General features: G+C 68.9%; 26 protein-coding genes. 12 read left to right on the forward strand and 14 right to left on the reverse strand.

Annotated elements, in window-relative coordinates; translation table 11 throughout:
* Positions 1-29 precede the first annotated feature (29 nt).
* Positions 30-905, reverse strand: coding sequence for a nucleoside triphosphate pyrophosphohydrolase (gene mazG / locus AC3A5Z_RS09320; RefSeq protein WP_487519084.1), 876 nt, complete (start codon positions 903-905; stop codon positions 30-32).
* Between the two features lie 63 nt (positions 906-968).
* Here mazG and AC3A5Z_RS09325 point away from each other — a divergent pair, with 63 nt between their 5' ends.
* From AC3A5Z_RS09325 to AC3A5Z_RS09355, 7 genes are all read left to right on the forward strand, one after another.
* The gene (locus AC3A5Z_RS09325; RefSeq protein WP_487519085.1) at positions 969-2132 is read left to right on the forward strand and encodes a M20 aminoacylase family protein; all 1164 of its coding nucleotides are present in this window, start codon (positions 969-971) and stop codon (positions 2130-2132) included.
* A gap of 113 nt (positions 2133-2245) precedes the next feature.
* Positions 2246-3631 carry an aminotransferase gene (locus AC3A5Z_RS09330; protein WP_487519086.1) on the forward strand — a complete coding sequence of 462 codons (1386 nt, stop codon included), beginning with the start codon at positions 2246-2248 and terminating at the stop codon, positions 3629-3631.
* On the forward strand, positions 3631-4596 hold the full coding sequence (gene speB / locus AC3A5Z_RS09335; protein ID WP_487519087.1) for an agmatinase: 966 nt from the start codon (positions 3631-3633) through the stop codon (positions 4594-4596). Before AC3A5Z_RS09330 ends, speB begins: the two co-directional genes overlap by 1 nt.
* Positions 4593-5045: a DUF1499 domain-containing protein gene (locus AC3A5Z_RS09340; RefSeq protein WP_487519088.1), complete on the forward strand. Its 453-nt coding sequence runs from the start codon at positions 4593-4595 to the stop codon at positions 5043-5045. The genes speB and AC3A5Z_RS09340 overlap by 4 nt, the downstream gene beginning before the upstream one ends.
* Before the next feature lie 119 nt (positions 5046-5164).
* The gene (prfA, locus tag AC3A5Z_RS09345) at positions 5165-6220 is read left to right on the forward strand and encodes a peptide chain release factor 1 (RefSeq protein WP_487519089.1); all 1056 of its coding nucleotides are present in this window, start codon (positions 5165-5167) and stop codon (positions 6218-6220) included.
* Positions 6217-7047, forward strand: coding sequence for a peptide chain release factor N(5)-glutamine methyltransferase (gene prmC / locus AC3A5Z_RS09350; protein ID WP_487519090.1), 831 nt, complete (start codon positions 6217-6219; stop codon positions 7045-7047). Before prfA ends, prmC begins: the two co-directional genes overlap by 4 nt.
* Before the next feature lie 265 nt (positions 7048-7312).
* Positions 7313-8284, forward strand: a complete 972-nt coding sequence (locus AC3A5Z_RS09355) for a DUF4167 domain-containing protein (protein WP_487519091.1) — start codon at positions 7313-7315, stop codon at positions 8282-8284.
* A gap of 59 nt (positions 8285-8343) precedes the next feature.
* Here AC3A5Z_RS09355 and rsmA read toward each other — a convergent pair whose 3' ends face one another.
* The 6 genes from rsmA to lptF all read right to left on the reverse strand — a co-directional run bounded on the left by rsmA (position 8344) and on the right by lptF (position 15904).
* Positions 8344-9183 (reverse strand): 16S rRNA (adenine(1518)-N(6)/adenine(1519)-N(6))-dimethyltransferase RsmA, encoded by an 840-nt coding sequence (gene rsmA / locus AC3A5Z_RS09360; RefSeq protein WP_487519092.1) that lies wholly within the window; start codon positions 9181-9183, stop codon positions 8344-8346.
* A gap of 85 nt (positions 9184-9268) precedes the next feature.
* Positions 9269-10225: a 4-hydroxythreonine-4-phosphate dehydrogenase PdxA gene (gene pdxA, locus AC3A5Z_RS09365; protein ID WP_487519093.1), complete on the reverse strand. Its 957-nt coding sequence runs from the start codon at positions 10223-10225 to the stop codon at positions 9269-9271.
* A gap of 14 nt (positions 10226-10239) precedes the next feature.
* The gene (locus AC3A5Z_RS09370) at positions 10240-11454 is read right to left on the reverse strand and encodes a peptidylprolyl isomerase (RefSeq protein WP_487519094.1); all 1215 of its coding nucleotides are present in this window, start codon (positions 11452-11454) and stop codon (positions 10240-10242) included.
* A gap of 87 nt (positions 11455-11541) precedes the next feature.
* Positions 11542-13683 (reverse strand): LPS-assembly protein LptD, encoded by a 2142-nt coding sequence (locus tag AC3A5Z_RS09375; RefSeq protein ID WP_487519095.1) that lies wholly within the window; start codon positions 13681-13683, stop codon positions 11542-11544.
* Positions 13683-14777: an LPS export ABC transporter permease LptG gene (gene lptG, locus AC3A5Z_RS09380; RefSeq protein WP_487519096.1), complete on the reverse strand. Its 1095-nt coding sequence runs from the start codon at positions 14775-14777 to the stop codon at positions 13683-13685. Before lptG ends, AC3A5Z_RS09375 begins: the two co-directional genes overlap by 1 nt.
* Complete coding sequence (lptF, locus tag AC3A5Z_RS09385; RefSeq protein WP_487519097.1) at positions 14774-15904, reverse strand: LPS export ABC transporter permease LptF; 1131 nt, start codon at positions 15902-15904, stop codon at positions 14774-14776. The genes lptG and lptF overlap by 4 nt, the downstream gene beginning before the upstream one ends.
* A 139-nt stretch (positions 15905-16043) precedes the next feature.
* Here lptF and AC3A5Z_RS09390 point away from each other — a divergent pair, with 139 nt between their 5' ends.
* A complete protein-coding gene (locus AC3A5Z_RS09390) occupies positions 16044-17513 on the forward strand; it encodes a leucyl aminopeptidase (RefSeq protein ID WP_487519098.1) in 1470 nt (489 codons plus the stop codon).
* Between the two features lie 20 nt (positions 17514-17533).
* Positions 17534-17989, forward strand: a complete 456-nt coding sequence (locus AC3A5Z_RS09395) for a DNA polymerase III subunit chi (protein WP_487519099.1) — start codon at positions 17534-17536, stop codon at positions 17987-17989.
* 2 nt (positions 17990-17991) lie between these two features.
* Here the strand turns inward: AC3A5Z_RS09395 and AC3A5Z_RS09400 are convergent, their stop codons facing one another.
* From AC3A5Z_RS09400 to AC3A5Z_RS09415, 4 genes are all read right to left on the reverse strand, one after another.
* The gene (locus tag AC3A5Z_RS09400) at positions 17992-18117 is read right to left on the reverse strand and encodes a hypothetical protein (RefSeq protein ID WP_258186474.1); all 126 of its coding nucleotides are present in this window, start codon (positions 18115-18117) and stop codon (positions 17992-17994) included.
* A gap of 76 nt (positions 18118-18193) precedes the next feature.
* The gene (locus AC3A5Z_RS09405; protein WP_111467363.1) at positions 18194-18769 is read right to left on the reverse strand and encodes a retropepsin-like aspartic protease family protein; all 576 of its coding nucleotides are present in this window, start codon (positions 18767-18769) and stop codon (positions 18194-18196) included.
* Between the two features lie 45 nt (positions 18770-18814).
* On the reverse strand, positions 18815-19432 hold the full coding sequence (locus AC3A5Z_RS09410; protein WP_107662087.1) for a MarC family protein: 618 nt from the start codon (positions 19430-19432) through the stop codon (positions 18815-18817).
* Positions 19433-19441: 9 nt separating this feature from the next.
* Complete coding sequence (locus tag AC3A5Z_RS09415) at positions 19442-21289, reverse strand: ABC-F family ATP-binding cassette domain-containing protein (RefSeq protein WP_107662088.1); 1848 nt, start codon at positions 21287-21289, stop codon at positions 19442-19444.
* 137 nt (positions 21290-21426) lie between these two features.
* Between AC3A5Z_RS09415 and ndk the strand changes: the two genes are divergently transcribed.
* Positions 21427-21849 carry a nucleoside-diphosphate kinase gene (gene ndk / locus AC3A5Z_RS09420; RefSeq protein ID WP_107662089.1) on the forward strand — a complete coding sequence of 141 codons (423 nt, stop codon included), beginning with the start codon at positions 21427-21429 and terminating at the stop codon, positions 21847-21849.
* A 20-nt stretch (positions 21850-21869) separates the two neighbouring features.
* Here ndk and AC3A5Z_RS09425 read toward each other — a convergent pair whose 3' ends face one another.
* The 3 genes from AC3A5Z_RS09425 to AC3A5Z_RS09435 all read right to left on the reverse strand — a co-directional run bounded on the left by AC3A5Z_RS09425 (position 21870) and on the right by AC3A5Z_RS09435 (position 22796).
* Positions 21870-22196 carry a TfoX/Sxy family protein gene (locus tag AC3A5Z_RS09425; RefSeq protein WP_487519100.1) on the reverse strand — a complete coding sequence of 109 codons (327 nt, stop codon included), beginning with the start codon at positions 22194-22196 and terminating at the stop codon, positions 21870-21872.
* Between the two features lie 81 nt (positions 22197-22277).
* Positions 22278-22409 (reverse strand): hypothetical protein, encoded by a 132-nt coding sequence (locus AC3A5Z_RS09430; RefSeq protein WP_258186475.1) that lies wholly within the window; start codon positions 22407-22409, stop codon positions 22278-22280.
* 186 nt (positions 22410-22595) lie between these two features.
* Positions 22596-22796 (reverse strand): heavy-metal-associated domain-containing protein, encoded by a 201-nt coding sequence (locus AC3A5Z_RS09435; protein ID WP_487519101.1) that lies wholly within the window; start codon positions 22794-22796, stop codon positions 22596-22598.
* Between the two features lie 133 nt (positions 22797-22929).
* Between AC3A5Z_RS09435 and AC3A5Z_RS09440 the strand changes: the two genes are divergently transcribed.
* Complete coding sequence (locus AC3A5Z_RS09440) at positions 22930-25365, forward strand: heavy metal translocating P-type ATPase (RefSeq protein WP_487519102.1); 2436 nt, start codon at positions 22930-22932, stop codon at positions 25363-25365.
* Positions 25362-25760: a Cu(I)-responsive transcriptional regulator gene (gene cueR, locus AC3A5Z_RS09445; RefSeq protein WP_107665360.1), complete on the forward strand. Its 399-nt coding sequence runs from the start codon at positions 25362-25364 to the stop codon at positions 25758-25760. The genes AC3A5Z_RS09440 and cueR overlap by 4 nt, the downstream gene beginning before the upstream one ends.
* Positions 25761-25816 lie beyond the last annotated feature (56 nt).

The following is a 25816-nucleotide window of genomic DNA, read 5'->3' on the forward strand; positions in this document are numbered from 1 at the left end:
CGGTTTTATTCCCGAGTGTTTTACTCAAGTCAACCGTCTTGCGCGTCGGATCGCCTCGCCTTGTCCTCCGCCTTGGCGCGGTTCCAGAGGTCGTCCATCTCGGCCAGATCGCTGTCGGCGGGGCTGCGGCCGGTTTGGGCCAGCCAGTCCTCGATGCGGGCAAAGCGACGGGTGAACTTGGAATTTGCCGCCCGCAGAGCGGCTTCCGGATCGACCTTCATGTGCCGGGCCAGATTGGCCATGACGAACATCAGGTCGCCGAACTCCTCCTCGACCTCGGTCTGGGTCAGAGTGTCGCGGGCCTCGACCAGCTCGCGCGATTCCTCGATCAGCTTGTCCAGCACCTCGTCGGTGGAGGGCCAGTCGAAGCCGACGCGGGCGGCGCGCTTCTGCAGCTTTACCGCGCGGGTGAGCGCCGGAAGCCCCAGCGCCACGCCGTCAAGCACGCGGTCCTGCGCCTTGCCCGCGCGCTCCGCCGCCTTGATCCGTTCCCAGTCGGCGGTCTGCTGATCGGGGGACTTGTCGCGCGACTCAGCGCCGAAGACATGCGGATGGCGGGCAACCATTTTGTCGGCGATGGCCCGGGTGACGGAGCCGAAGTCGAAGAGCCCGGCCTCGGCCCCCATCTGCGCGTGATAAACGGTCTGCAGCAGCAGATCGCCCAGCTCGCCTTCCAGCTCGTCCCAGGCCTCGCGCTGGATCGCGTCGGCCACCTCATGCGCCTCTTCGATGGTGTAGGGCGCGATGCTGGCGAAGTCCTGCTCGATGTCCCAGGGGCAGCCGGTGGCGGGGTCGCGCAGGCGGCGCATGATCTCCAGAAGGCGCGGCAGGCCGCCCTCGGGATCGGCGATCAGCGCGTTGGAGGACGCTGGGTCAAGCGGGGCGATGCGGGGCTGATCTGGCATTGCGGGCCTTCCGGTTTTCGGGTCTGTTGCGGTCTTGCCATCGACAGCCTGCAGGAGTCCACCATGCCCGTTCTGAACCGTATCGCCGATTACTCGGCCGAGATGACAGGGTGGCGCCGCTATCTGCACCAGCATCCCGAGCTGGAATTCAACTGCCACGCCACGGCGGGCTTCATCGCCGAGCGGTTGCGCGAGTTCGGGGTGGACGAGATCCACGAGGGAATCGCGACCTCGGGCATCGTCGCGATCATCGAGGGGCAGGGCGAAGGCCCGACCATCGGGCTGCGCGCCGACATGGATGCGCTGCCGATCGAGGAGATCACCGGGGCGGAGCATGCCTCGACCGTGCCGGGGCGCATGCATGCCTGCGGCCATGACGGCCATGTGACCATGCTGCTCGGCGCCGCGAAATACCTGGCCGAGACCCGCAACTTCGCCGGTCGCGTGGCGCTGATGTTCCAACCGGCCGAGGAAGATGGCGGCGGCGGCGAGATCATGGTGAAGGAAGGGGTCATGGACCGCTTCGGCGTCACCCAGGTCTACGGCATCCACAATGCCCCGAACATCCCGCTGGGCAAGTTCATCACCACGCCGGGGCCGCTGATGGCGGCGGTGGACACGGCCTATGTCTATCTCACCGGCAAGGGCGGGCATGGCGCCACGCCGCATGAGACGGTCGATCCGGTGGTGGCGATGTGCGGCATGGTGGGGGCGTTGCAGACCATCATCAGCCGCAACCTCTATGCGCTGGACGAGCTGGTGCTGTCGGTGACGCAGGTGCATTCCGGCACCGCCTCGAACATCATCCCCGAGGAGGCTTGGTTCTGCGCCACGATCCGCAGCTTCACCCCCGAGGTGCGCAAGCTGGCCGAGACGCGGTTCCGCGAGATCGTTGCAGGCCATGCCGCGGCCTATGGGGTCGAGGCGCGTATCGACTATCAGCTGGGCTATCCGCCCACGGTGAACCATCCCGACGAGACCGATTTCGCCGCCGAGGTGGCCCGCGAAGTCTCCGGCGCCGAGGGGGTCGATGCGCGCGCCAACCGCGAGATGGGGTCGGAGGATTTCGCCTACATGCTGGAAGCGCGGCCGGGGGCCTATCTCTTCATGGGGATCGGGCCGGGGGCGGGGCTGCACCATCCGGCCTATGATTTCAACGACGAGGCGGCGCCGATCGGGGCCAGCTTCTTCGCCCGGCTGGTCGAACGGGCGCAGCCGCTGCGCTGAGCCGCCCTCCGTCGATTGCCAGCCTGCAGGCGGGGACCTCCCCGCCGATGCGGGCTGGCGTTCGGCAATGCGTCGGCTAGACTGCCCGCGTCGCAACAACGGACAGGCCTTTCATGACGCTCTCGAATGTCTCCACCTGGGAACTGGACCGCGCCCATGCGCTGCACCCCTGGACCAACTTCGGCCCGTTCGAGGCCAAGGGCTCCATGGTCATCGAGCGTGGCGAGGGCTGTCTTCTGTGGGACGCCGAGGGGCGGCAGTATTTCGATGCGGTCGGCGGCATGTGGTGCACCAACATCGGCTTGGGGCGGCAGGAGATGGCCGACGCCATCGCAGCACAGGCGCTGAAACTGGGCTTCTCCAACAGCTTCGTCGACAATACCAACGACCCTTCGGCGCGGCTGGCGGGCAAGCTTGCGAGTCTTGCGCCGGGCGATCTGAACCGGGTGCATTTCACCACCGGCGGCTCCACCGCGGTGGATACCGCCGCGCGGATGGTGGCCTTCTATCAGACCTGCATGGGCCGCCCCGACAAGGTGCAGCTGGTGGCGCGCGAGGCGAGCTATCACGGCTCGACCTATCTGTCGCAGAGCATCGGCAAGCGCAACGGCGACCGGGTGCCGCAATTCCGCTACAAGGAGGACGGCATCCACCATCTGTCCGCGCCCTATCTCTACCGCGCGCCGGAGGGCATGGACGAGGCGGCGTTCTGCGATCATCTGGTTGCCGAGTTCGAGGCGCTGATCGACCGGGTCGGCGCGGGCAATATCGGCGGCTTCTTCGCCGAGCCGATCCAGGCGTCGGGCGGGGTGATCGTGCCGCCGAAGGATTACCTCCACCGCATGTGGCAGGTCTGCCGGCGGCATGACATCCTGTTCATCGCCGACGAGGTGGTGACGGCCTTCGGACGCATCGGCCACTGGTTCGCCTCGCTGGAGGAATTCGGGGTAGAGCCCGACATCATCACCTGCGCCAAAGGATTGACGTCGGGCTATATCCCCTTGGGCGCAATGATCTTTTCCGACCGGATCTGGGCGGCGATGGCCGAGGACGGATCGCGCTGGTTCACCTCGGGTTTCACCTATTCCGGCCATCCCGTCGCCTGCGCCGCGGCGCTGAAGAACATCGAGATCATCGAGCGCGAGGATCTTCTGGGCAACGCCATGCGGGTGGGCGCCCTGTTCGAGGAACGGATGCACGCGCTGGAGGCCCTGCCGCTGGTAGGCGAGGTGCGGGGCCGCAAGCTGATGATCTGCGTCGAGAACGTGGCCGACAAGGCGACGAAGCGGCTGCTGCCCGACGATCTGGACGTGGGCACCCGCATCGCCGATGCCTGCGAGGCGATGGGGCTGATCGTGCGCCCCCTGGGCCATCTGAACGTCATGTCGCCGCCGCTGACCCTGACCGCCAGCGATGTGGAGCTGGTGGGCGACACGCTTGAAACCGCGATCCGTCAGGTGACGGACGCCCTGATCCGCGAGAAGGTGAGACTAGGCTGATGGCTCTGGAAGATGCGAAGAACGAGGTCGATACCGCCTTCACCCGCAAGGGCCTGCGCGGCTATGCCTTCGAGAATGCCTTCGGCGGCGCGACGAGCTTTCTTCGGCGCAGCTACACCAAGGATCTGACCGGCGTCGATCTGGCGGTGACCGGCGTGCCCTTCGATCAGGCGGTGACGCATCGCACCGGCACCCGCTTCGGCCCGCGCGCCATCCGCGAGGCTTCGTCGCTGCAGCCCTACGACCCGCCCTATGGCTGGGGCTTTGATCCGCTGGAGGAGATGTCGGTGATCGACTACGGCGATCTGGCGTTCGATTATGCCAAGGTGGCCGATTTTCCCGAGACGCTGACGGCGCATATCCGCGGCATCCTGCAGGCCGGGGCGGGGACGGTGACGCTGGGGGGCGACCATTACATCACCCTGCCGATCCTGAAGGCCTATGCCGAGAAGTTCGGCCCGATCTCGGTGATCCAGTTCGACGCGCATTCCGACCTCTGGCAGGACGACGACTTCAGCCGCATCGACCATGGCACGATGATGTACAAGGCGGTGAAGCTGGGCTACGTCGACCCCGCGCGTTCGGTGCAGATCGGCATCCGCACGCATTGCGACGACTACCTCGGCATGCACATGATCGACGCGCGCGAGGTGCATGAGACGGGCGTGGCGGCCGTCGTCGCCAAGGCGAAGGCCATCGTCGGCGACAACCCGACCTACCTGACCTTCGACATAGACGCGCTCGACCCCGCCTTCGCGCCCGGAACTGGGACGCCGGTCTGGGGCGGGCTCGCCTCGTGGCAGGCGGCGGCGATCCTGCGCGATCTGGCGGGGATCAACCTCGTCGGCGGCGATGTGGTCGAGGTCTCGCCGCCCTTCGACACCACCGGCGCCACCGCCATCGCGGGCGCCCATGTGGCTTACGAGTTGATCTGTCTCTACGGGTGGACAAGGCGAGGGGAATGAAACGGATGACCTATGTTCTGCTGGCGCTGGCGGTCCTCGTGCTGAGCTTTGCCATCTATGTGCGCACGGCGCCGAGCGATGTGCCGGTCTGGCATGTCGATCCGCTGGAGGTGACGGGCCACAGCACGCTGAAAAGCTGGCTGGTGGCGCCGGGGGGCGATGTCGAGCCGGTGATCTACGACCTGCCGCCGGACCAGATCGCGGCCAGGCTCGACGCGATCACCCATGCCACTCCGCGGACCGAGCTTCTGGGGGGCGAGGGCTTCCAGAAGACCTGGATCACCCGCTCGGCGCTCTGGGGCTTTCCCGACTACACCTCGGTCCGGCTCAGCCCGACCGATGACAGGGGCACCAGCGTCAGCCTCTTTGCCCGCTCGCGCTTCGGCAAGGGCGACATGGGGGTGAACCGCAAGCGGGCGGAAGACTGGCTGGCAGAGCTCGCGCGCTGAGCTCTCTGCCTTGCGGAAATACCCTCGGGGGAGCGTGAGCGGCCTGCCGGGGGCAGACGGCCCCCCGCTCCGGCCAGCAACCCCTTGACCGGCCAGCCGCGCTGCGCCACACCCGCGCCATGCTGCCCATGGACAAACTCCTCCAGATCATCCGCCGCTTCGAGTTTCTCGAGGCCAAGCTCTCTGCCGGGGCGCCGCCTGCCGAGATCGCGGCGCTCAGCCGGGAATATTCCGAGCTGAAGCCGGTGGTCACGGAGATCCGTGCCTATCAGCAGGCGCTGGACGATCTGGCCGATGCCGAGGCGATGCTGAAGGACCCAGAGATGCGCGGGCTGGCGGAAGACGAGATCCCGCTGTTGAAGGCGCGCATCCCGGCGATGGAGCAGGCGTTGCGGGTGGCACTCCTGCCCAAGGACGCCGCCGACGCCCGGCCCGCCATTCTCGAGATCCGGCCCGGCACCGGGGGCGAGGAGGCCGCGCTGTTCGCCGGGGACCTCTTGCGCATGTACCAGCGCTTTGCCGAGACCCAAGGCTGGCGCTTCGAGATCCTCGAGCTGCAGCAGAGCGATCTGGGCGGCATCCGCGAGGTGACGGCGCATGTCGAGGGCGAGGGGGTCTTTGCCCGGCTGAAATACGAATCCGGCGTGCACCGGGTGCAGCGTGTGCCCGAGACCGAGGCGCAGGGCCGCATCCATACCTCCGCTGCCACCGTCGCCGTCCTGCCCGAGGCCGAGGCGGTGGAGCTGGAAATCCCGGCCTCCGACATCCGCATCGACACGATGCGTTCGTCCGGCGCTGGCGGACAGCATGTGAACACCACCGACTCGGCGGTGCGGATCACCCATCTGCCGACCGGGCTCATCGTCACCTCCTCGGAGAAGTCGCAGCACCGCAACCGCGAGATCGCCATGCAGGTGCTGCGCGCCCGGCTCTACGATCTGGAGCGGCAGCGGGTGGACGAGGCGCGCTCGGCCGACCGCAAGTCGCAGGTGGGCTCTGGCGACCGCAGCGAGCGCATCCGCACCTACAACTTCCCGCAAGGACGGCTGACCGATCACCGGATCAACCTGACGCTCTATGCCCTGCCGCAGATCATGGCGGGGGATCTCTCGGAAGTGGTGCAGGCGCTGGCCGCCCACGATCAGGCGGCGAAGCTGGCCGAGATGGAGGCATGACGGCGCAGACGGCGCTCAGAGCCGCGATCCTGCGGCTGGCGGGGGCGGGGATCGACGATCCGGCCCGCGATGCCCGGCGTCTTCTGGCCCATGCCATGCAGATCGCCGCCGAGCGCCTGACGCTGCATCTGCACGACCCGCTGCCCCCCGAGGCCGCCGCCCGGCTCGAAGCGGCGCTGGTGGCACGCGAGGCGCGGCAGCCGGTGGCGCAGATCACCGGCACGCGGCTGTTCTGGGGCCGCAGCTTCCGCGTGACGCGGGACGTGCTGGACCCGCGGCCGGAGACCGAGACGCTGATCGAGGCGGCGCTGGAGGCGCCTTTTGGCTCGTTGCTCGATCTCGGGACCGGGACGGGGGCGATCCTGCTGACATTGCTGGCCGAACGCCCCGCCGCGCAGGGGCTCGGCACCGATCTGTCGCCCGCGGCTCTGGCAGTGGCCGAGGGCAATGCGGCGGCGCTGGGGCTTGCCGGGCGCGCGCGGTTCCAAGGCGCGGACTGGTTTGCCGGGGTGGAGGGGCGCTTCGATCTGATCGTCTCGAACCCGCCCTACATCGCCGAAGAGGAAATGGCCGGGCTGTCGCCCGAGGTGCGCGACTGGGAGCCGCATCTGGCGCTGACCCCGGGTGGCGACGGGCTGGCCGCCTACCGCGCCATCGCTGCAGAGGCGGGGGCGCACCTGGCGCCGGGCGGACGGCTGATGGTCGAGATCGGGCCGACGCAGGGGGCGGCAGTCTCGGCGCTGTTTGCTGCGGCGGGACTGCGGGCGATCCGGGTGCTGCCCGATCTCGACGGGCGCGACCGGGTGGTTCTCGCGCACCCGGGCTGAGGCATCGGGCGGAGACTCGCCCCTCCAGCCCGGGCAATTGGTCGCGGTTTCCGCGAAAACCCGCTGTCCTTGGCACTTTTCTCTTGTCAGGCAATGTTCGGCGTGATTACTCAGACCTACGCGACGAGGGGATGGCCAGACCGTTCTCCGCGCGGCCAAGCCAAAAATGCACGACACGCCTCGAGCCGAAGTCACCGGATCGGGAGCAGCACGAGAAAGCTGCGGGCGGTCGGGCAAGGCCAGTTCATCTGGATACAAGGACAAGATGAGATCCTCCAAGTCCCGCTCGCGTTCGAAGTCGAACCGCCCGCGCACCCTCGGCAATGTGGTCAACCGCGTCTTCGACAGCTCCGGCCCCGAGGGCAAGGTGCGCGGCACGCCGACCCAGATCATCGAGAAATATCTCTTCCTCGCCCGTGACGCCCAGCTGTCCAACGACCGGGTGGCCGCCGAGAATTTCCTTCAGCATGCCGAGCATTACACCCGGATGCTGGGCGAGGCGCAGCGCGAGCTTGCCGAGCAGGACAGCCGCCGTCCCGAGGGGGGCTATCAGCAGCAGGGCGGCCAGCCGCAGATGCGCGACGATCGGCAGGGCGACCAGCCGCGCGACGAGCGCCCCCGTGACGACCGTCCCCGCAACGACCAGCCGCGCGAGGATCGCCCGAGGGGCGAGCAGTCGCGCGAGGACCGTCCGCGCAACGAGCAGCCGCGGGACGACCGCCCGCGCGGTGACCAGCCGCGCAACGAGCGGTCGCGGGGCGACCAGCCGCGGGGCGACCAGCCGCGCAATGAGCGGCCTCGCGATGACCGTCCGCGCGACGACCGCCCCCGGGACGAGCGCCCGCGCGAGGAGCGTCGGGACGAGCGGGTGCGCGACGAGCAGCCCGAGGTCCGCGCCGAGGAGCCGCAGCGCAGCCCCGACCCCGAGGTGATCGACCTGTCGGATGCCGCCGATGACACGGGTCTGGTGGAAACGCCGGAAACCCGCACCCGTAGCCGCGCCCCGCAGCGCCGCCGCAGTGCCGAGGCGGCCCAGCCCCAGGCTCAGGAGCCCGCAGCCGTCGAGGCCCCGCAGGCCGAAGCGCCCGCGCAGCCGGCGCCCGCCGACTCCGGCGAGGCCCCTGCCGAGAAGCCCGAACGTCCGCGCCGCCCGCGTGGCCCGCGCAAGCCCAAGGCGAGCAGCGAGGGGGGCGAAGGCAACACGCCCGAGGGCGACCCGCGCGAAGCCGCCGAGTGATCGGCGCAGGATGATGCAGGAGGCGGGGCCGTGATCGGCCCCGTTTTCATATCGGGGTCTCAGCGCGCCACTTCGCGGGCGAGTGCGCAGAACTTCTCCAGCGAGATCTCCTCGGCCCGCGCCGTCGGCTCGATCCCGGCCGCGCGCAGCTTCTCCTCGATATCCGGCCCCATCCCCTTCAGGCTTGAGCGCAGCATCTTGCGGCGTTGGTTGAAGGCCATGGCGGTGATCCGCCCCAGCACCGCCTCATCCGCCGGATAGCGCGGTTCGGGCAGCCGGGTCAGATGCACCACCGCCGAATGCACCTTGGGCGCCGGGGTGAAGGCCTCGGGCGGCAGCACCAGAACGATGCGGGCGTCGCAGCGCCATTGCGCCAGCAGCGCAAGCCGGCCGTAGTGCTCGGTTCGGGGTTTCGCCACGATGCGCTCGGCGACCTCCTTCTGGAACATCAGGGTCAGGCTCTCCCAGAACGGCGGCCAGACGGCGGGGGTCAGCCAGCGGATCAGCAGCTCGGTGCCGACATTGTAGGGCAGGTTGGCGACGATGCGGATCGGCGGGGTCAGCAGCGCCGCCGCATCCAGCTTCAGCGCATCCTCATTCACCACCTCGAGCCGCCCCGGATAGGCGGCGGCGATCTCGGCCAGCGCGGGCAGGCAGCGCGGGTCCTTCTCCACCGCGAGCACCCGGCGGGCGCCCTCGGCCAGCAGCCCGCGGGTCAGGCCGCCGGGGCCGGGACCGACCTCGAGCACATCTGAGCCGGTCAGATCGCCCGCCGCCCGGGCGATCTTGGCGGTCAGGTTCAGGTCGAGCAGGAAGTTCTGCCCCAGCTGCTTCTTCGCCACCAGATCATGCGTCTTGATCACCTCGCGCAGCGGCGGCAGACCGTCGATGGCAGCCATGGCACGTTCCTCTTTCATCTCGGCAAAAATATCCTGCGGGGGTCCGGGGGGGCAAAACCCCCGGCCTGTCCGCAAATAGGCGGCGTCAGTTTCGCGCCGCGGCCATCTCCGCGGCCATCTCCAGCGCCGCGATCAGGCTGGTCGGATCGGCCAGCCCTTTTCCGGCGATGTCGAAGGCGGTGCCGTGGTCGGGCGAGGTGCGGATGAAGGGCAGGCCCAGCGTCACGTTCACGCCTCCGGCGAAGTCGATGGTCTTGATCGGGATCAGCGCCTGATCGTGATACATCGCCACCGCGCAGTCGTAGCGGGCGCGGGCGGCGGCATGGAACATGGTGTCGGCGGGCTGCGGGCCGCTGAGGTCCATGCCCTCGGCCTTCAACCGCTCCAGCACCGGGGCGATGACCGTCAGATCCTCGGCCCCCATCGCGCCGCCTTCCCCCGCATGCGGGTTCAGCCCGGTCACCCAGATCCGCGGTGCAGCCACGCCGAAGTCGCGGATCAGCGCGGCATGGGTGATGCGCAACGAGGCTTCCAGCAGGTCGGGGGTCAGGGCGGCGGGCACGTCCGCAATGGGAATGTGGATCGTCACCGGCACGACGCGCAGGCCGGGGCAGGCGAGCATCATCACCACGCGTTCGCAGCCGGCGAGCGAGGCGAGATATTCGGTATGGCCGGGAAAGGCGAAGCCCGCGCCGTCCTTCAGCGCCTTCTTGTTAATCGGCGCGGTGCAGATCGCCGAGGCCGCGCCGGACTGCACCAGCGAGACGGCGCGGGCGATCACCGCCACCACCTCGGCGGCATTGCCGGCCGAGGGCTGGCCGGGACGGGCCGGATCGGGGAAGCGGTGCAGGAGCACGGGGAGCGCACCCGCAGGCACCTCCTGCGCCTCGAAGGGGGCGGCGATCACCTGGAAATCGGTGCCCTCGGGCAGATGCGCGGGGTCGCCGATCCAGAAGAACGGCAGCCGCGCACCGAGTGCCTGCCGGGCCTTCACCGCGATCTCTGGTCCGACGCCTGCGGGTTCGCCGCAGGTCAGTGCCACCGGGCCCTGCGCGCTCACGGCTGGCGGATGATGGCGTTGGCGCGAAGATCCGCGAGATAGCCATCGGCCAGACCGCCGAGCTTCTGGTTCAGCAGTTGCTGGCCGATCTCGTTGCGGGCGGGCGGCGTCTCCGTGATGGCGCGGCGCTGGCAGAGCATGAGGAACTGCCGGGCGGGGCCGCTGACCAGCGAGGCCGAGGTTTCGCCCGCATCGAGCCGCGCCAGCTCCAGCGCCACGTCCTGCGGCACCTGCGCCATCGGCAGGGTCTGGCGGCGGATCTGGTCGGGCGGGGTGCCCCTGGCGGCGCTGTAGAGATCGTCGCAGGTGTCGGTGGCAGCGGTCAGTCGGGCAGCGGTCTGCAGCGCCTGATCGTCGTTCGGCAGCGAGATCTGGGCATAGTCGACCTCGACACCATCCGGCGCGGGCTCGTTGGTCTCTTCCAGCGCGCGGAGCTGGAAGATCGCCACGGCATTCGGGATGGGCAGCGGGTCGGAGACCTCGCCGGGCCGCAGCGCCAGCACCAGCGGCGCGAGCGCGGGCGGCAGGTTGGCGAGCGGCAGCCAGTCGATGCCGCCGCCGCGCTGGCCGGAGGGCGAAGCGGAATACTGGCGGGCGGCGGCAGCGAACCCACCCTCGCTGTCGATATCGGCGCTGAGCCGGGTCGCCAGTTCCAGCGCCTCGGCCTCGCGGCCCGGTTCGGCGGGGATGATGATTTCCGACAGCAGCACCCGCACGGCGGCGGTGCGGGTCATGTTGGTGAGGGCGCGGTCGATCTCGACCCCCGTCGGGCGGGCGCTGCCGCCGTATTTCTTGCGCACCACCTCGCGCCAGACCACGCCGGCCTCGACGAAGTCGCGGAAGGTTTCGGGTGCCACGCCGACCTCGCCGATCGCCGCGGTGAATTCCTCGGCCGAGAGATTGGCGCGGCTGGCAAATTCGGTGAGGCCCTGGGTCAGCTGCTCTTCGGTGATCTTCACATCGGCGGCCTCGGCGGCCTGAAGGCGCAGCTTGTCATCGATCAGCGCGTCGAGCGCCTGCTCCTCCGGGTCGCCGGGGGCGCGCAGCAGCTTGAGGAACTGGATGCGCTGCTGCACCTCGAAGTTGGTGATGACGCGGTCGTTCACGATGAGGCGCGGCGCGAAGAGATTTTCCTGCGCCGCGGCGCCTTGGGCGACAAGGCACAAGGACAGGCCTGCGGCCGTCAGGAGGGCGTGGCGCGTGAGGGGCATGGTCTTCATCTGTCGGTCAGCCGTTTCTGCTCTTGGGTCGCACGGCCGGTCGTTGCCGGACGCGAGGATCGTGGCGGGGCGGTCTCGTCACCTGCGACAGACGCGCGACGGACCCGCTTCCGCGCCGCTGCCAAAGCCGAGAAGATCGACCGAAAGGCCGAAATCCGTATCGGGCTTCACACTAGTCGAGGATGTGAAGCGACGCGAGAGGGAAAGATCGAGCTTCAGGCATTCGTTGCGGAACTCCATCCCCAGCCCGGCGCGGGCGGTGCGCTCGGCCTCGAAGTCGTAGCGGCCCGAGGCGCGGGCGGTCCAGAAATCGGTGACGCGGTAGCGCCCGTCCAGCATCAGCTCGGCCACCGGTTCGGGGCGGTTCTCGGTCTCGTCGGCGAGGACGCGGACGTAGCTGGAGGAGAGGCCGTAGCGGTCGCGATTCAGATCCATGCGCAGCTCGGCCTTGCCGATCTCGAAGTCGTCGTCGATCAGGAGGCGGTTGGTCATCACGAAACCGCTGGCCAGCGAGACCTGCGTTGCCGCCAGCCAGTCCGAGGAGGAGCCGCTGAGGCCGGAGGCCACGCCGAACTGGTTCAACTCGTCCTGCCGAAGCACCCGGCCCACGGTTGCGCCGAAGGACCAGCCGGCCGGGTCGTAGCGCGTCCAGGACAGGCCGATGTTCAGCCTGCGACCTTCCTCCACCGCATCCGAGCCGGGGAAGCGGTTGAGCGAGAAGAGATTGCCCTCGTCGAATTCGACCAGCGCCGAATCCTCGTTGGGCAGGCTGTCGTCATGTTCGCGCGACCAGACGAGCTGGGCGACCGGCTCGATCACCGTGCTCGCGCCATTCGCTTCGGCGCGGGTCCAGGGCCAGCGCAGTTCGACCGCGCCGGCGCCATGGGCGCGGGTGGTCTTGCCGCCGAAGGTGGCGTCATCCTCGACACGGTAGAAATCCGCCCCGGCCTCGCCCAGCGTCGAGCCGATGACGCCGCCCGGCAGCACCCAGTTGCGCCGCCAGTCGAGCATCAGCGACAGCCGCGACATGTCGCGCCCGTCGGCGATGCTGTCGCCGTCCTTCGCGCTGTCGACCGGATCGGTCGAGCTGCGGTAATGGCTGTGCGTCTCGATCCGGAGCCCGCCCTGACCGCCGAGCGGGCCACCGCTGAAGCGGCGGTGGAACAGGAGGTCGCCGATCACCGATGGCAGGGTGTCGTTGTCCTCGTCGTCGCGCAGCGAGCGGAACTTGATGACCCGCGCGCCGATGAACTCGTTGCGGCGGGTGCGGGTGATCTCCACCCGGCTGTCGAGACGGTCTTTCTCCTCCATGCCGTAGTCGTAGTAATAGGCGGAGTCGCTGACCTCCTCGATCTGGAAGCTCAGCTCGAAATCGCGCGGCAGGGTGAAGAGGCCCTGCGCCAGCAGATAGCCCCGCCGCTCGTCCTGCAGCATCTCGTCGCGCGAAAAGGCGCCGTTCACCTCGATCGCGCCGAAGCTGAAGGCCTGACGGTAGCGCAGGTCGAGCGAGCGGCCGCCCTTGGCGGTGACATAGGGGGTCAGCGTCAGGTCGCGGCTGTCGCCCAGCGGCACGAAATAGGGCAGCTTGATCCCCGGCCCGAGGCCCGAGGTGGTGCGGAAGCGCGGGGTCAGCACGCCGGGGCTGCGGTCAAGCGTCGGATCGGGCATCCGCAGCCGCGGGATATAGAACACCGGCACGCCGACGAGGCGCAGGGTGGCGTTGTCGAAGTAGATTTGCCGCTCCAGCTGGTCATGCACCACGCGCCGTGCCCGGATCTCCCAGAGCGGGGTTGGGTTGCTGGCGCAGATCTGGCAGGAGGAGGCGACGGTCTTGCCGAGCGAGGTGTAGCGCCCGCCGACGCGGCTGAGCTCGGCGGCAGCAAGCTGCAGCTGCTGGTTCAGCACCAGCCGCGCCGAGGTCAGCACCCCGTTCTCGAGATCGGCGGAGAGCGCCGCCTGATCGGCGAGGATGAAGCTGCCGCTGCCGTCCTTCAGCACGATCGGCCCGTCGATGGTCAGGCTGTCGCCCGACTTGTCGTAGACGATGCGCGCGGCATTCAGGCGGCGACCCTGATAGAGCACCTCGACATTGCCCTGGGCCACCAGAACCGAATTGCCGTCGATCGAGACGCTGTCGGCGATCAGGCTGGCGGTTTCCTGTGCGGCGGCGGGGCTCGCCAGCAGCGCGATCCAGAGGGCGAGGCGGAACAGAGGGCGCATCAACCATCCTCCAGATGCAGAAGCAGGCCGAGCGAGCCGAGAACCGCGGCGAGCGGCGGGCTCCACGCGGCGAGTGCGATGGGTATCTGGCCGTTCTCGCCCATGACCTGGGCGAAGTTGCGCAGAAAGAAGATGCCGAAGCCGCCGAGCAGCGCGAAGAGCACCATGGTGCCGGTCTTGCCGAAGCGGACGTGGCGCATGGTGAAGCCGGCGGCGATCAGCACCATGGCGGCGAGAAGCAGCGGCAGCGCCAACTCCATCTGCAGCCAGACGCGGTGCTGGCGCGAGGAGAAGCCGGCACGCTCCAGCGAGGCGATATAGGCGGGCAGTTTCCAGATCGGGATCGCCGAGGGCGTGCCGAAGCTGTCGTGGATCGCGTCGCGCGTCAGGTCCGAGGCGAGCCGCAGCGCGCCGTCGACGGTGGCCTCGGCCTCGGGGTTGGCGGCCTCGAGATCCCAGCTCTTGGCACCGGAAAGCTGCCAGTAGCCGGTCTCCAGCGTCGCCTGTTCCGCCTCGACCCGCTGGCTCAGTTGGCCTTCCTGATCGTAGGTCATGAAGGTCACGGCATAGAGCCGGGTGCCGTCGAGATTGGCGCGGGCGGCATGGATCACCGTCTGGCCGCCGCCGGTGCCCTGCCGCAGCCAGAGGCCCTCGTCGCTGATCGACAGCACGCTGCCGCTGCCGCGCGCCATGCGGTTGAAGACGGTGTCGTAGTGCTTGGAGGTGCCGGCGACGATCGGGTTCAGCACGGTCACGGCGAAGACGCCGATGCCGAGCGCCACCAGCACCGGGATCATCAGGAAGCGCAGCCCCGACTGGCCCGCCGCGCGGACCACGACAAGCTCGCTGGTGCGGGCGAGGCCGAGGAACATCGAGACCGAGGCGAGGATCACGATCAGCGGCAGGATGCGGTAGAGACTGGCGGGCACGTTCATCGCCGAGAGCTGCGCCGCCTGTCCCAAGGTGATCGCCTCGTCAGAGAAGCGGCGCATCTGGTCGAGGATGTCGATCAGCATCATGATCCCGAAGAAGATCAGGAAGACGACGATGAACATCCGCAGGAACCGGCGGGCGATGTAGAGGGCGAGCGTCATGGCGCCACCGTCGCGCGCAGGGAGCGCCGGATCCGGCGGGGCCGCTGCGACAGCCACAGAAGGAAGCCGCCGGTCAGGAGGCCCGCCAGCGGCGCGACATAAGCGAGCGGCCAGAGCGCCTCGTTGCGCGCCCCGGCTCCGGAGGCGGCGATGTTGATCATCTGCATCAGGATCAGCAGCAGCACCGAGAACAGGATCTGCCGCCAGAGCCCGAAGCGGCTGAAGGCGCCCAGAAGCAGCGCGGCAAAACCGATCAACGCCGCCGCCGTGCCGAGGAAGGGCTGGCCGATCCGGCTGTGCGCCTCGAAGAGGAAGGCGGCGCGGTCGGAGCGGGTCTCGGTCAGGAGCGCCTCGGTGGGGGAGAGGAGCTCGAGGGTGGAGAGTTCCTCCATCACCCGACGCTTGGGGCCGGACGGGCTGAGCACCGCGCCGAGGTCATAGGTGAAATCGTCGAAGCGCGTCACCGCAAGGTGCTGGTTCGCCCGCGTCAGCGTCTGGGCCATGCCGGAGAACATCACCAGCTTCGGCCCGCTGTCGCCGCGGGCCAGAAGCGCGCTGCGGGCGGTGAAGGTGGTGCGCTCGGCGGTGCCGCGGTCATCGGCGAGGAAGATGTCGCGCAGCTCGCCCAGGTCGGTGATCTCGCGGATGTAGAGCGTCACCCCATCGGCGGGATGCATGAACTGACCGTCCTTGAGGAACTGCGCGGTCACGTTCTCGGAGATCTCGGCGCTGCGGGCGGAGAGCGTGGCACGGCTCTGCGGCACCAGCACGTTCATCAGCACCAGCATCATCAGCGCCACGATCAGCCCGAAATAAACTACCGGCCGCGCGAGCCGGAAGGCGGAAAAGCCGGTGGCCTGCATCACCACCAGCTCGGAGTCCTGCGTCAGCCGGTTGACGGTGTAGACGGTAGCGGCGAAGGCCGAGATCGGCAGCACGAGGCGGATCACGTTGGGCAGGGCGAGGAGCGAGAATTCGAGAAAGACCAGCGCCGACTGCCCATCGGAGATCAGATCGTCAAACAGCCCGACGGCGCGGTTGATCCAGTAGACCAGCACGAGCACCAGCGAAAAGAAGCCGAACAGCGCAACCAGTTGCGACAGCATGTATCTGTCGAATCTCGACACGCGGGCCTGCTCCCTCTTTTGCTTTTCGGCGGACGCTAGCGGAAATCGGGGGCGGGGAAAACTCATATCTGGTCAACCGGGAAGGCAGCGGCTACCGTCCGGCGAAACGGCGCTGCCCGTCCTGTTCCGGAGAAATGCCATGACCCATCCCGTCCCGCTTCAGTTCCAAGACGTCGATCTCGACCAGCTTGCCAGTGCCAAGGGAAGGATCGTCGTCCTTGCGGCGGAAGGCGGAGCGTTGGGGGCCGGGGCCAAGCGGATCAACAAGCTGACCCGCGGTGCGCTGGAGCGGGCGGTGGGATCGGAGGCCTTCGGCAAGCTGAAGCCGGGCGAGGCGATGGAGCTGGGCTTTCCCGCCGGGCTCGAGGCGGATGCGGTGCAGCTGATCAAGCTCGACCGCCGCGCCGACATCGCCGCCGCGCGCAAGGCGGGCGGGGCCATCGGGCGCAGCCTGAGCAAGGTCGCGACGCTGGTGCTGGCCGACGGGCTGCAGCGCACCGCCGATCTGTCCTTCGGCATCGCGATGCGTGCCTACGAGTTCACGCCGCACAAGTCGGGCGAGCACCCGCTGCCCGGCCCGGTGACCCTGATGACCCAGTCGCCCGAAGCCGTGGCCGCCGAGGCCGCGCCGATGGCGGCGCTGGCGGAGGGCGTGTTCTTCACCCGCGATCTGGTGAACGAGCCTGCCAACGTGCTTTCCACCTTCGATTTCGCCGCCCGTCTCGCCGCGATGCACGAGCTGGGGCTGGAGGTCGAGATCCTCGAGGAAGAGGATATGGAGAAGCTCGGGATGCGCGCGCTGCTCGGCGTCGGGCAGGGGTCGGAGCATCCCTCGAAGCTGGTGGTGATGCAGTGGAACGGCGGGCCCAAGGGCGAGGCGCCCTTCGCGCTGGTCGGCAAGGGCGTGGTGTTCGACACCGGCGGCATCTCGATCAAGCCCTCTGCCGGCATGGAAGAGATGACGATGGACATGGGCGGCGCCGGTGTCGTCGCGGGCGTCATGCGGACGCTGGCGATGCGCAAGTGCAAGGCCAATGTCGTCGGCCTCGTCGGCATCGTCGAGAACATGCCCGACGGCAAGGCGCAGCGCCCGGGCGACGTGGTGCGCTCGATGAAGGGCGACACGATCGAAGTGATCAACACCGACGCCGAGGGGCGCTTGGTGCTGGCCGATGTGCTCTGGTATGCGCAGGAGCGGTTCAAGCCGACCGGCATGATCGATCTGGCCACGCTCACCGGTGCTGTGATCGTGGCGCTGGGGCACGAGAACACCGGGGTGTTCTCGAACAACGACGCGCTCTGCAACGCCTTCCTGAAGGCCGCGGCGGCGGAGGGCGAGGGGGCCTGGCGGCTGCCGATGGGCGATGGCTATGACGCCAAGCTGAAGTCGCGCATTGCCGACATGGTGAACTCCTGCGGGCGTGACGGCGGTTCGATCACGGCGGCGCAGTTCCTGCAGCGCTTCGTGAAGCCGGAAACGCCGTGGATCCACCTCGACATCGCCGGAACGGCGCTGTTGAAGGCCGACAGCACGCTGGCGCCCAAGGGCGCGACCGGCTGGGGCGTGATGGCGCTGAACCGGCTGATCCACGACATGTTCGAGAAGTGAGCCGGGCCTAGGACGGGCAGATGGGCGTCGTGATGTTCTACCATCTCACCCGGTCCACGCCGGAGGAGACGGCGGCGCAACTGCTGCCGCGCGCCCTGCAGGCCGGGTGGCGGGCGATGGTGCGCGGCGCCGATCCGGCTCGGCTGCGCGATCTGGACGACGCCCTCTGGCGCGGGCCGGACGATCACTTCCTGCCGCACGGGCTGGAGGGCGGGCCGCATGACTCCGACCAGCCGATCCTGCTGGGAGAGGGGCCGATCCGCAATGGCGCCTCGGTGCTGATGCTGCTCGACGGCGCGCCGGTCGATCCGGTGGAGGCCGAACCGCTGCAACGGGTCTGGGTGCTGTTCGACGGGATGGACGAGGCGGCGCTGAACCACGCGCGCGGCCAGTGGAAGGCCGTCGTCGCGGCGGGGTTGCCGGCGCAATACTGGTCCGAGGAGTCGGGCCGCTGGGAAAAGAAGGCCGAGAAGTAGCCTCAGCCGTGCGGCAGGATCAGCTGCAGGTCGAGCACCGCCGCCAGCACGGCCAACAGCGCCAGAGCCGCGATGCAGAGCGCGAAGGGCAGGCGCGATCCGTGCCCGCCGGGGTCGAAAAGATTCATGCGATGCCTCCTCCCAAAGGACCGCCGCAGACCGGTGATAGGAGGCGACGCCGGTTGCGCCGCGCGGGTTCCCGGCTCAGCGGGTCAGGATCATCTTGTCGCCGTCGATCTCGATCCGGTAGCGGCGCAGATAGTCCATCCCCAAGAGCGAGCCGTCCATCGGCCCCTCGTTCACCCAGGCGTCGAGCCGGTTGTCGGTGATCGGCCCCAGCGTCACATCGCTGAGCCGCACCCGCGAGGTGCGCACGATGCCATTGGCCGTCCGTGCCTCGCCGCCATAGGCAAGGCCGTCGATGTCGATGCCGAGCTTTTCGGCATCGGCCTGCGACAGCACCACCGAGGTGGCGCCGGTATCGGCCATGAACTGAAGAGGCGTGCCGTCGATGGTGAGGGTGATGTAGAAATGCCCGTCGCGGGCGCGGGGGATCTCGATCTGGCCGCTCTGCATCACCGCCTGCTGCGGCATCAGCTCGCCGCGGATGTCGGACCAGAGCCCGTAGCCCGCCAGCACCGCGACGAAGATCAGCGCCCAGGCCATGCCCGCGCGGATCGCCGCCCCGAGGCGCCCGCGATACTCCACGATGACCCACGCGCCGAGCACCGCGATGAGCAGGCCGAGATAGCCCAGCCGCCCGATCATGTCTCCGTCCATCCTGCCCTCCGCTCTGCCCCGGGCAATATGGGGGGCGGGAGCGGCTCAGTCCAGCAGGCCGGTGCCCACGATTCCGTCAATGACGAACTGAACGGCGAGGGCGGCGAGCAGCATGCCCAGAAGCCGGGTGATGACGACGTTGCCGGTACGGCCGAGGAAACGCTCGATCGGGCCGGCGACGAGGAACAGAAGGAAGGCCGAGGCCACGGTGACGATCATCACCAGATGCACGGCGACGGCGCCCGCCAGATCATCGGCCTGCCCGACCAGCAGGATCATCGAGGCGATGGCCCCGGGCCCGGCGATCAGCGGGATCGCTAGCGGGAACACCGACGGGTCGTGATCATGCTCGGCGGTCTGGCCCTGCCGCCGCTGGGTGCGCCGCTCGAACAGCATGTCGAGCGCGGTGAGAAACAGAAGGATGCCGCCCGCGATGCGGAAGGCCGACATCGAGATGCCGATGAAGCCCAGGAGAGCCTCGCCCAGCAGGCCGAAGGCCATGAGGATGCCGATGGCCACCACGCAGGCGCGCAGGCCGATGGCGCGGCGCTGTTCGCGCGTCATGCCCGGCGTCAGGGCGATGAACATCGGGATCAGCCCGGGCGGATCGACCACCACGAACATGGTGGCGAAGGCGGTGATCAGGAATGCGCTCTCGACCATCCGTCCCTCTTATGCGCTGGCTGTCTCCAGCTTTTCCTGCGCTTTCAGCCACATCGCCTCGGCCCGGTCGAGCCCTTCCATGACCTCGGCATATTTCTTCTGCCAGGTCTCGGCCTCCGACCCGCGTCCCGGCTCGTAGAGCTCGGGATCGGCCAGCTTCTTGGCCAGACGGTCGCGCATCACGTTCAGTTTGTCGAGCCGTTCCTCGCATTTGCGCACTTCGGCGCGCATCGCGAGGATGTCGTCGCGGCTGGCGCGTTTGGGCTTCTCGACGGCGGGCTTTTCCTTCGGCGTCTCGTCCCCGGCCAGAAGCTGGCGGCGGTATTCCTCCAGATCCTCGGTATAGGGCACCACAGCGCCGCCCTTCACCAGCCAGAGCCGGTCGGCCACGAGGCCGAGAAGGTGCATGTCATGGCTGACCAGCACCACGGCGCCGGAATATTCCGTCAGCGCCTCGACCAGCGCCTCGCGGCTTTCCATGTCGAGGTGGTTGGTCGGTTCGTCGAGGATCAGGAGATGCGGCGCGTCGATGGTGGCCAGAAGCAGCGAGAGCCGCGCCTTCTGCCCGCCCGAGAGCCGTCCAACCACGGTTTCCGCCTGATCCGCCATCAGCCCGAAGCCCGCCAGCCGCGCGCGCAGCCGGGGCTGGCCCTCGGCCGGGCGCAGCCGCATGATGTGCTGCAAGGGTGTTTCGTCGATGTGCAGCTCGTCGACCTGATGCTGGGCGAAATAGCCGATGCGCAGCTTCGAGGAGCTGACCATCTTGCCGTCGCGCGGCTCCAGCTTGCCGGCGAGCAGCTTCGACAGGGTCGACTTGCCCTCGCCGTTGCGGCCGAGCAGCGCGATGCGGTCGTCCTGATCGATGCGCAGCGACAGCTTCTTCAGCACCGGCGGGCCGTCGTAGCCGACCGAGACACCTTCCATGGTGATGATCGGCGGCGACAGCTCTTCCGGCTTGGGGAAGGTGAAGACCTGCTTCTTCGCCTCTTCGGGAGGCGTGATCGGGGTCATCTTCTCCAGCATCTTCACGCGGGACTGCGCCTGCACCGCCTTCGAGGCCTTGGCCTTGAAGCGGTCGACGAAGCTTTGAAGATGGGCGCGGCGGGCGTCCTGCTTCTTGGCCTCGGCCTGCAGCACGGCGCGCTTTTCCGCCATCTGCCGGGCGAACTGGTCGTAGGGGCCATTCCAGTAGGTCAGCTTCTTGGCGTCCAGATGCAGGATGCCCTGCACCGCGCGGTTCAGAAGGCCGCGGTCGTGGCTGATGATGATGACGGTATGCGGATATTTTGCGAGATAGCTTTCCAGCCAGAGCGCGCCCTCGAGGTCGAGGTAGTTGGTCGGTTCGTCGAGCAGCAGCAGGTCGGGCTGGGCGAAGAGCACCCCGGCCAGCGCCACGCGCATCCGCCAGCCGCCCGAGAAATCGGAACAGGGGCGCAGCTGCGCCTCGGCGTCGAAGCCGAGGCCCTTGAGGATGGCCGAGGCGCGGCCCTCCGCCGACCAGGCGTCGATATCGGCGAGCCGGTTCTGGATCTCGGCGATGCGGTGCGGGTCGCGCGCGGTTTCCGACTCCGCCAAGAGCTCGGCGCGCTCGGTGTCGGCCTGCAGCACGGTGTCGAGCAGCGAGGTGGACGAAGACGGCACCTCCTGCGCCACGCCGCCGATGCGGGAGCGGGCGGGCAGGCTGATGTCGCCGCCCTCCAGCACCAGCTCACGGCGGATCAGCTTGAACAGCGTGGTCTTGCCGGAGCCGTTGCGGCCGACGAGGCCGACCTTGTGGCCGGTGGGAATGGTGGCGGAGGCCCCGACGAGCAGGGGCCGGCCTTCGACCGAATAGGTGATGTCTGAGATGCGCAGCATGGCGGGTGATTGACCGACCCACCGGCGCATGTCAACCGCAGCCCGGCAGGGCAGGCGGCGCGGATTGGCCCTTTTGTCGCAGAAGCCCGCATGGTAGAGGCCGCGGGCAAGTTTTCACCACTCCGAGGAGACGCCTCATGGCCATCGAACGCACGCTCTCGATCATCAAGCCCGACGCCACCCGCCGCAACCTGACCGGCAAGATCAACGCCAAGTTCGAGGATGCCGGCCTGCGCATCGTCGCGCAGAAGCGCATCCACCTGTCGCTCGCCCAGGCGCAGAAGTTCTACGCCGTCCACTCCGAGCGCGGCTTCTTCGCCGAGCTGACCGAGTTCATGGCGTCCGAGCCGGTGGTCGTGCAGGTGCTGGAAGGCGAAGGCGCGATCCTGAAGAACCGCGAAGTGATGGGCGCGACCAACCCGGCCAACGCCGATGCGGGCACCATCCGCAAGGAATTCGCCCTCTCGGTCGGCGAGAACTCGGTCCACGGGTCGGACGCGCCGGAAACCGCCGCGGAAGAGATCGCCTTCTTCTTCTCCGGCCTCGAACTGGTCGGCTGATCCGGCCGGGGCGGCGCGCCTCAGCGCCGCCGCTCCACCACACCGATCCTGTCGAGGGCCGCTTCCAGCTCGGAGCGGCCCTTCGGCATTCCATCCTTCAGCGCGTCGAAGCGCTTGCGCAACGCCGCCTTTTCGGCGCCCTTGCAGTCGTTCCAGGGCCGACCCTGCAGCCCCATCACCAGAACATAGTAACCGATGAAATGCGGCGGCGTGCCGCTTTCCATCAGGCGGCGATAGGCGGCATCCGGCCCCAGCGCGCGGATTTCCTCGGCCGTCGTGATCCCGGCGCGGGCGAAGGCGGCCTCGGTGGCGGGGCCAAGATTGGGGATGGTGGTGATTGCGGTCATGCGCTGGCCCGGAATGCAAAAGGCCAGCGTAACCGCTGGCCATCGTCGCGCAAGATCGTTCAGGGCCGGATCAGATCGGGATCAGATCGAGGCCCAGTCGCGGAAGATCGGCTTCTGCTGACCCGGCTGCTGCGGGCTGGACTGGCCCGTCATCTGCGAGGAAGACGGGGTGCTGCCCTGCTGCGGTTGCGGGGTCTGCGAGGTGGTGGCCATTTGACTGCTCCGGTGCTGGCTCTTCGTGTCTGTCGCTGGGACATCTTGACACAGTCCGCTCGATCTAGGCCCTGCCTTCAGAGGCCACAAGCGGGATAGCGGTAACAGCCGCGTCATTTCTGCAACGTGCTTACCGCCTTGGCAGCAAATGGCGCAAACCTGCACGAAACTGAAACAATCCGCCGGTCAGCGCAGCACCGTCGCCGGAAATCCGATGCCGTCCAGCGCGGCGATCAGGGTCTCGGGCGCGGCATCGCCCTCGACGCGAGCGGTGCGGGCCTCGGCGTCGAAGCGGACGGGCCCGGCGCCGGGAATTGCGGCGAGGCCGGTCTCGATCGAGGCGCGGCAATGGCCGCAGCTCATGTCGGGGATGGAAAGCGTGGTCATCGGCGGCTCCTGTGGCTTTCCCCCTCAGATGGGGCTTCCAGTGGCGGGAAGGTCAAGGGGCAAGGACATTTCGCCGCGGGGCTTGACCTTCCAGTGACTGGAAACCCCATGTAGGGTGGCGAAGGAGAGTCCCATGACCATTTCCCAGCCGGTATCCCCAGCCTCCAGCCTGCGTCTGCATCTCGACGGCATGAGCTGCGCTTCCTGCGTGGCGCGGGTGGAGCGGGCGCTCGCCGCCGTGCCCGGGGTGACCACAGCCCGTGTCAGCCTGACCGACGAGGCCGCCGAGATCCGCTTCGCGGCGCCCGCCACGCCTGAGACCCTGACGGAGGCTGTGGCCAAGGCCGGCTACCCGGCGCGGCAGCAGGCGCTGACGCTTTCGGTGGAAGGCATGACCTGCGCCTCCTGCACCGGGCGGGTGGAGCGGGTGCTAAAGGCGCAGCCGGGAGTGATCTCGGCCAGCGCCAATCTGGCGACGGGCCGAGCGCAGGTGGTGCTCTGGGAGGGCGCGGCGACGGCGCAGGCGCTGGCGGCGGCGGTGACGCGGGCGGACTTCGCCGCTTCGGCCGAGACGGGTACGACGGATCGCCGGGCCGAGGATCTGGCGCGTCTGACCCGCGACACCTGGATCGCCGCGGCGCTGGCGCTGCCGGTGTTCCTGGGCGAGATGGGCGGGCATCTGGTGCCGGCGCTGCACCACTGGATCGCCGGAACCATCGGCCTGCAGACCTCATGGGTCCTGCAATTCGTGCTGACCACGCTGGTGCTGGCCGGGCCGGGGCGGCGCTTCCTGACCAAGGGCCTGCCCGCGCTCTGGCGGGGGGCCCCCGACATGAACAGCCTCGTCGCGGTCGGGACGCTGGCGGCCTGGGGCTATTCCTCCGTGGCGACCTTCGCGCCGGGTCTGTTGCCCGAGGCGTCGCGGGCCGTCTATTTCGAGGCGGCGGCGGTAATCGTCGTGCTGATCCTGCTGGGCCGCGTGCTGGAGGCGCGGGCGCGGGGCCGGGCAGGGGCGGCAATCGCCGGGCTTCTGCAACTGCAGCCGAAGACGGCGCGGGCCGAGATCGGGGGGCAGGTCAGCGAAGTGCCGATCGAGACGCTGATGCCGGGGGCGGTGCTGCATATCCGTCCGGGCGAGCGGATCGCGCTGGATGGCGTCGTGGTCTCGGGCAGCAGCGCAGTGGACGAGGCGATGCTGACCGGAGAGGCGCTGCCGGTGGCCAAGGCCGAGGGCGACGCGCTGACCGGGGGCACGGTGAACGGCACCGGGGCGCTGGTGATGCGGGTGACCAAGGTTGGCGCCGACACGGTGCTGAGCCGGATCATCGCCATGGTCGAGGAGGCGCAGGGCGCGAAACTGCCGGTGCAGGCGCTGGTCGACCGCATCACCCTGCGCTTCGTGCCGGTGGTGATGGCCATCGCCGCGCTGACCGTGTTCGGCTGGCTGATCTTCGGCCCGGGGATCGGGCAGGCGCTGGTGGCGGGTGTCTCGGTCCTCATCATCGCCTGTCCCTGCGCCATGGGGCTGGCGACGCCGGTCTCGATCATGGTGGGCACCGGGCGCGCGGCGGAGCTCGGCGTGCTGATCCGTCGCGGCGATGCGCTGCAGCGGCTGGCCGAGGTCGAGGGCGTTGCCTTCGACAAGACCGGCACGCTGACGCTGGGCCAGCCGGAGGTGACCGATCTGGTGACGGCGGAGGCTGTCACCGAGGCGGAGCTGTTGCGCATGGCCGCGGCGGTGGAGGCGCGGTCGGAGCATCCGCTGGCCGGCGCGATCCTGCGGGCGGCGGAAGCACGCGGGCTGGAACTGCCGGAGGCTGCGGGCTTTGCCGCCACGCCGGGGCAGGGCGCCGAGGCGCAGGTCGAGGGGTGTCGGGTGCAGGTGGGCAGCGCCCGTTTGATCGGAGAGGCGCGGGGGCTCGCGCTGGAGGCGGCGCGGATCGAGGCGCAGGGGCGAACGGCGGTCTTCGTCGGCATCGACGGGGCGCTCACGGGTGTGATCGGCATCGCCGACCGGGTGCGGCCGACAGCGAAAGCCGCGGTGGCGGCGCTGGGGCGGATGGGGCTCGGCGCCACCATGGTGACAGGCGACGCCGAGGGCGTGGCGCGGGCCATCGGGGCCGAGCTTGGGATCGACGGCATCCGCGCCGGCATCCTGCCCGGCGGCAAGGTGGCCGAGGTGGAGCGGCTGGGCCGCGTCGCCTTCGTCGGTGACGGGATCAACGATGCCCCGGCGCTGGCGGCGGCGGAGGTCGGTATCGCCATCGGCACCGGCACCGATGTGGCGATCGAGGCGGCGGATGTGGTGCTGATCTCGGGCGATCCGCTGGGTGTGGCCAATGCGGTGCGGCTGAGCCGCGCCACCATGCGCAACATCCGCCAGAACCTGCTCTGGGCCTTCGGCTACAACGCCGCGCTGATTCCGGTGGCGGCGGGGCTGCTGGTGCCCTTCGGCGGGCCGCAGCTGTCACCGATGCTGGCGGCGGGGGCGATGGCCTTCTCCTCCGTCTTCGTCTTGTCGAATGCGCTGCGCCTGCGTCGGGTGGCGGCGGTGAAGGAGCAGCCATGAACATCTCGGAAGTCGCCGGCCGCGCGGGGCTGCCCGCCAAGACCATCCGCTATTATGAGGAGATCGGGCTGATCCGGCCCCTGCGCGGCCAGAACGGCTATCGCAGCTTCCGCGAGAGCGACCTGCACAAGCTGGCCTTCCTCGCCCGCGCCCGCTCGCTCGGCTTTTCCATTGAGGAATGCCGCACGCTGCTGGCGCTCTACGAGGACCGCAGCCGCGCGAGCGCCGACGTGAAGCAGGTGGCGCTGCGGCATCTGGAGCAGATCGAGGCAAAGATTGCCGAACTGCGCGCCATGCAGGCAACCCTGTCGGATCTGGTCAGCGCCTGTGCAGGCGATGCCCGGCCCGATTGTCCGATCCTTGACGGCTTGTCGCAGCAGGCTTGCAAGGGCTGAGCGCTCTGGCCTTCCCTTGCGGCGCGTGGCACCCTCGCCGCGAAGCGCCGGAGCAT

It is taken from the genome of Cereibacter sp. Soil_C_27, assembly GCF_057657095.1.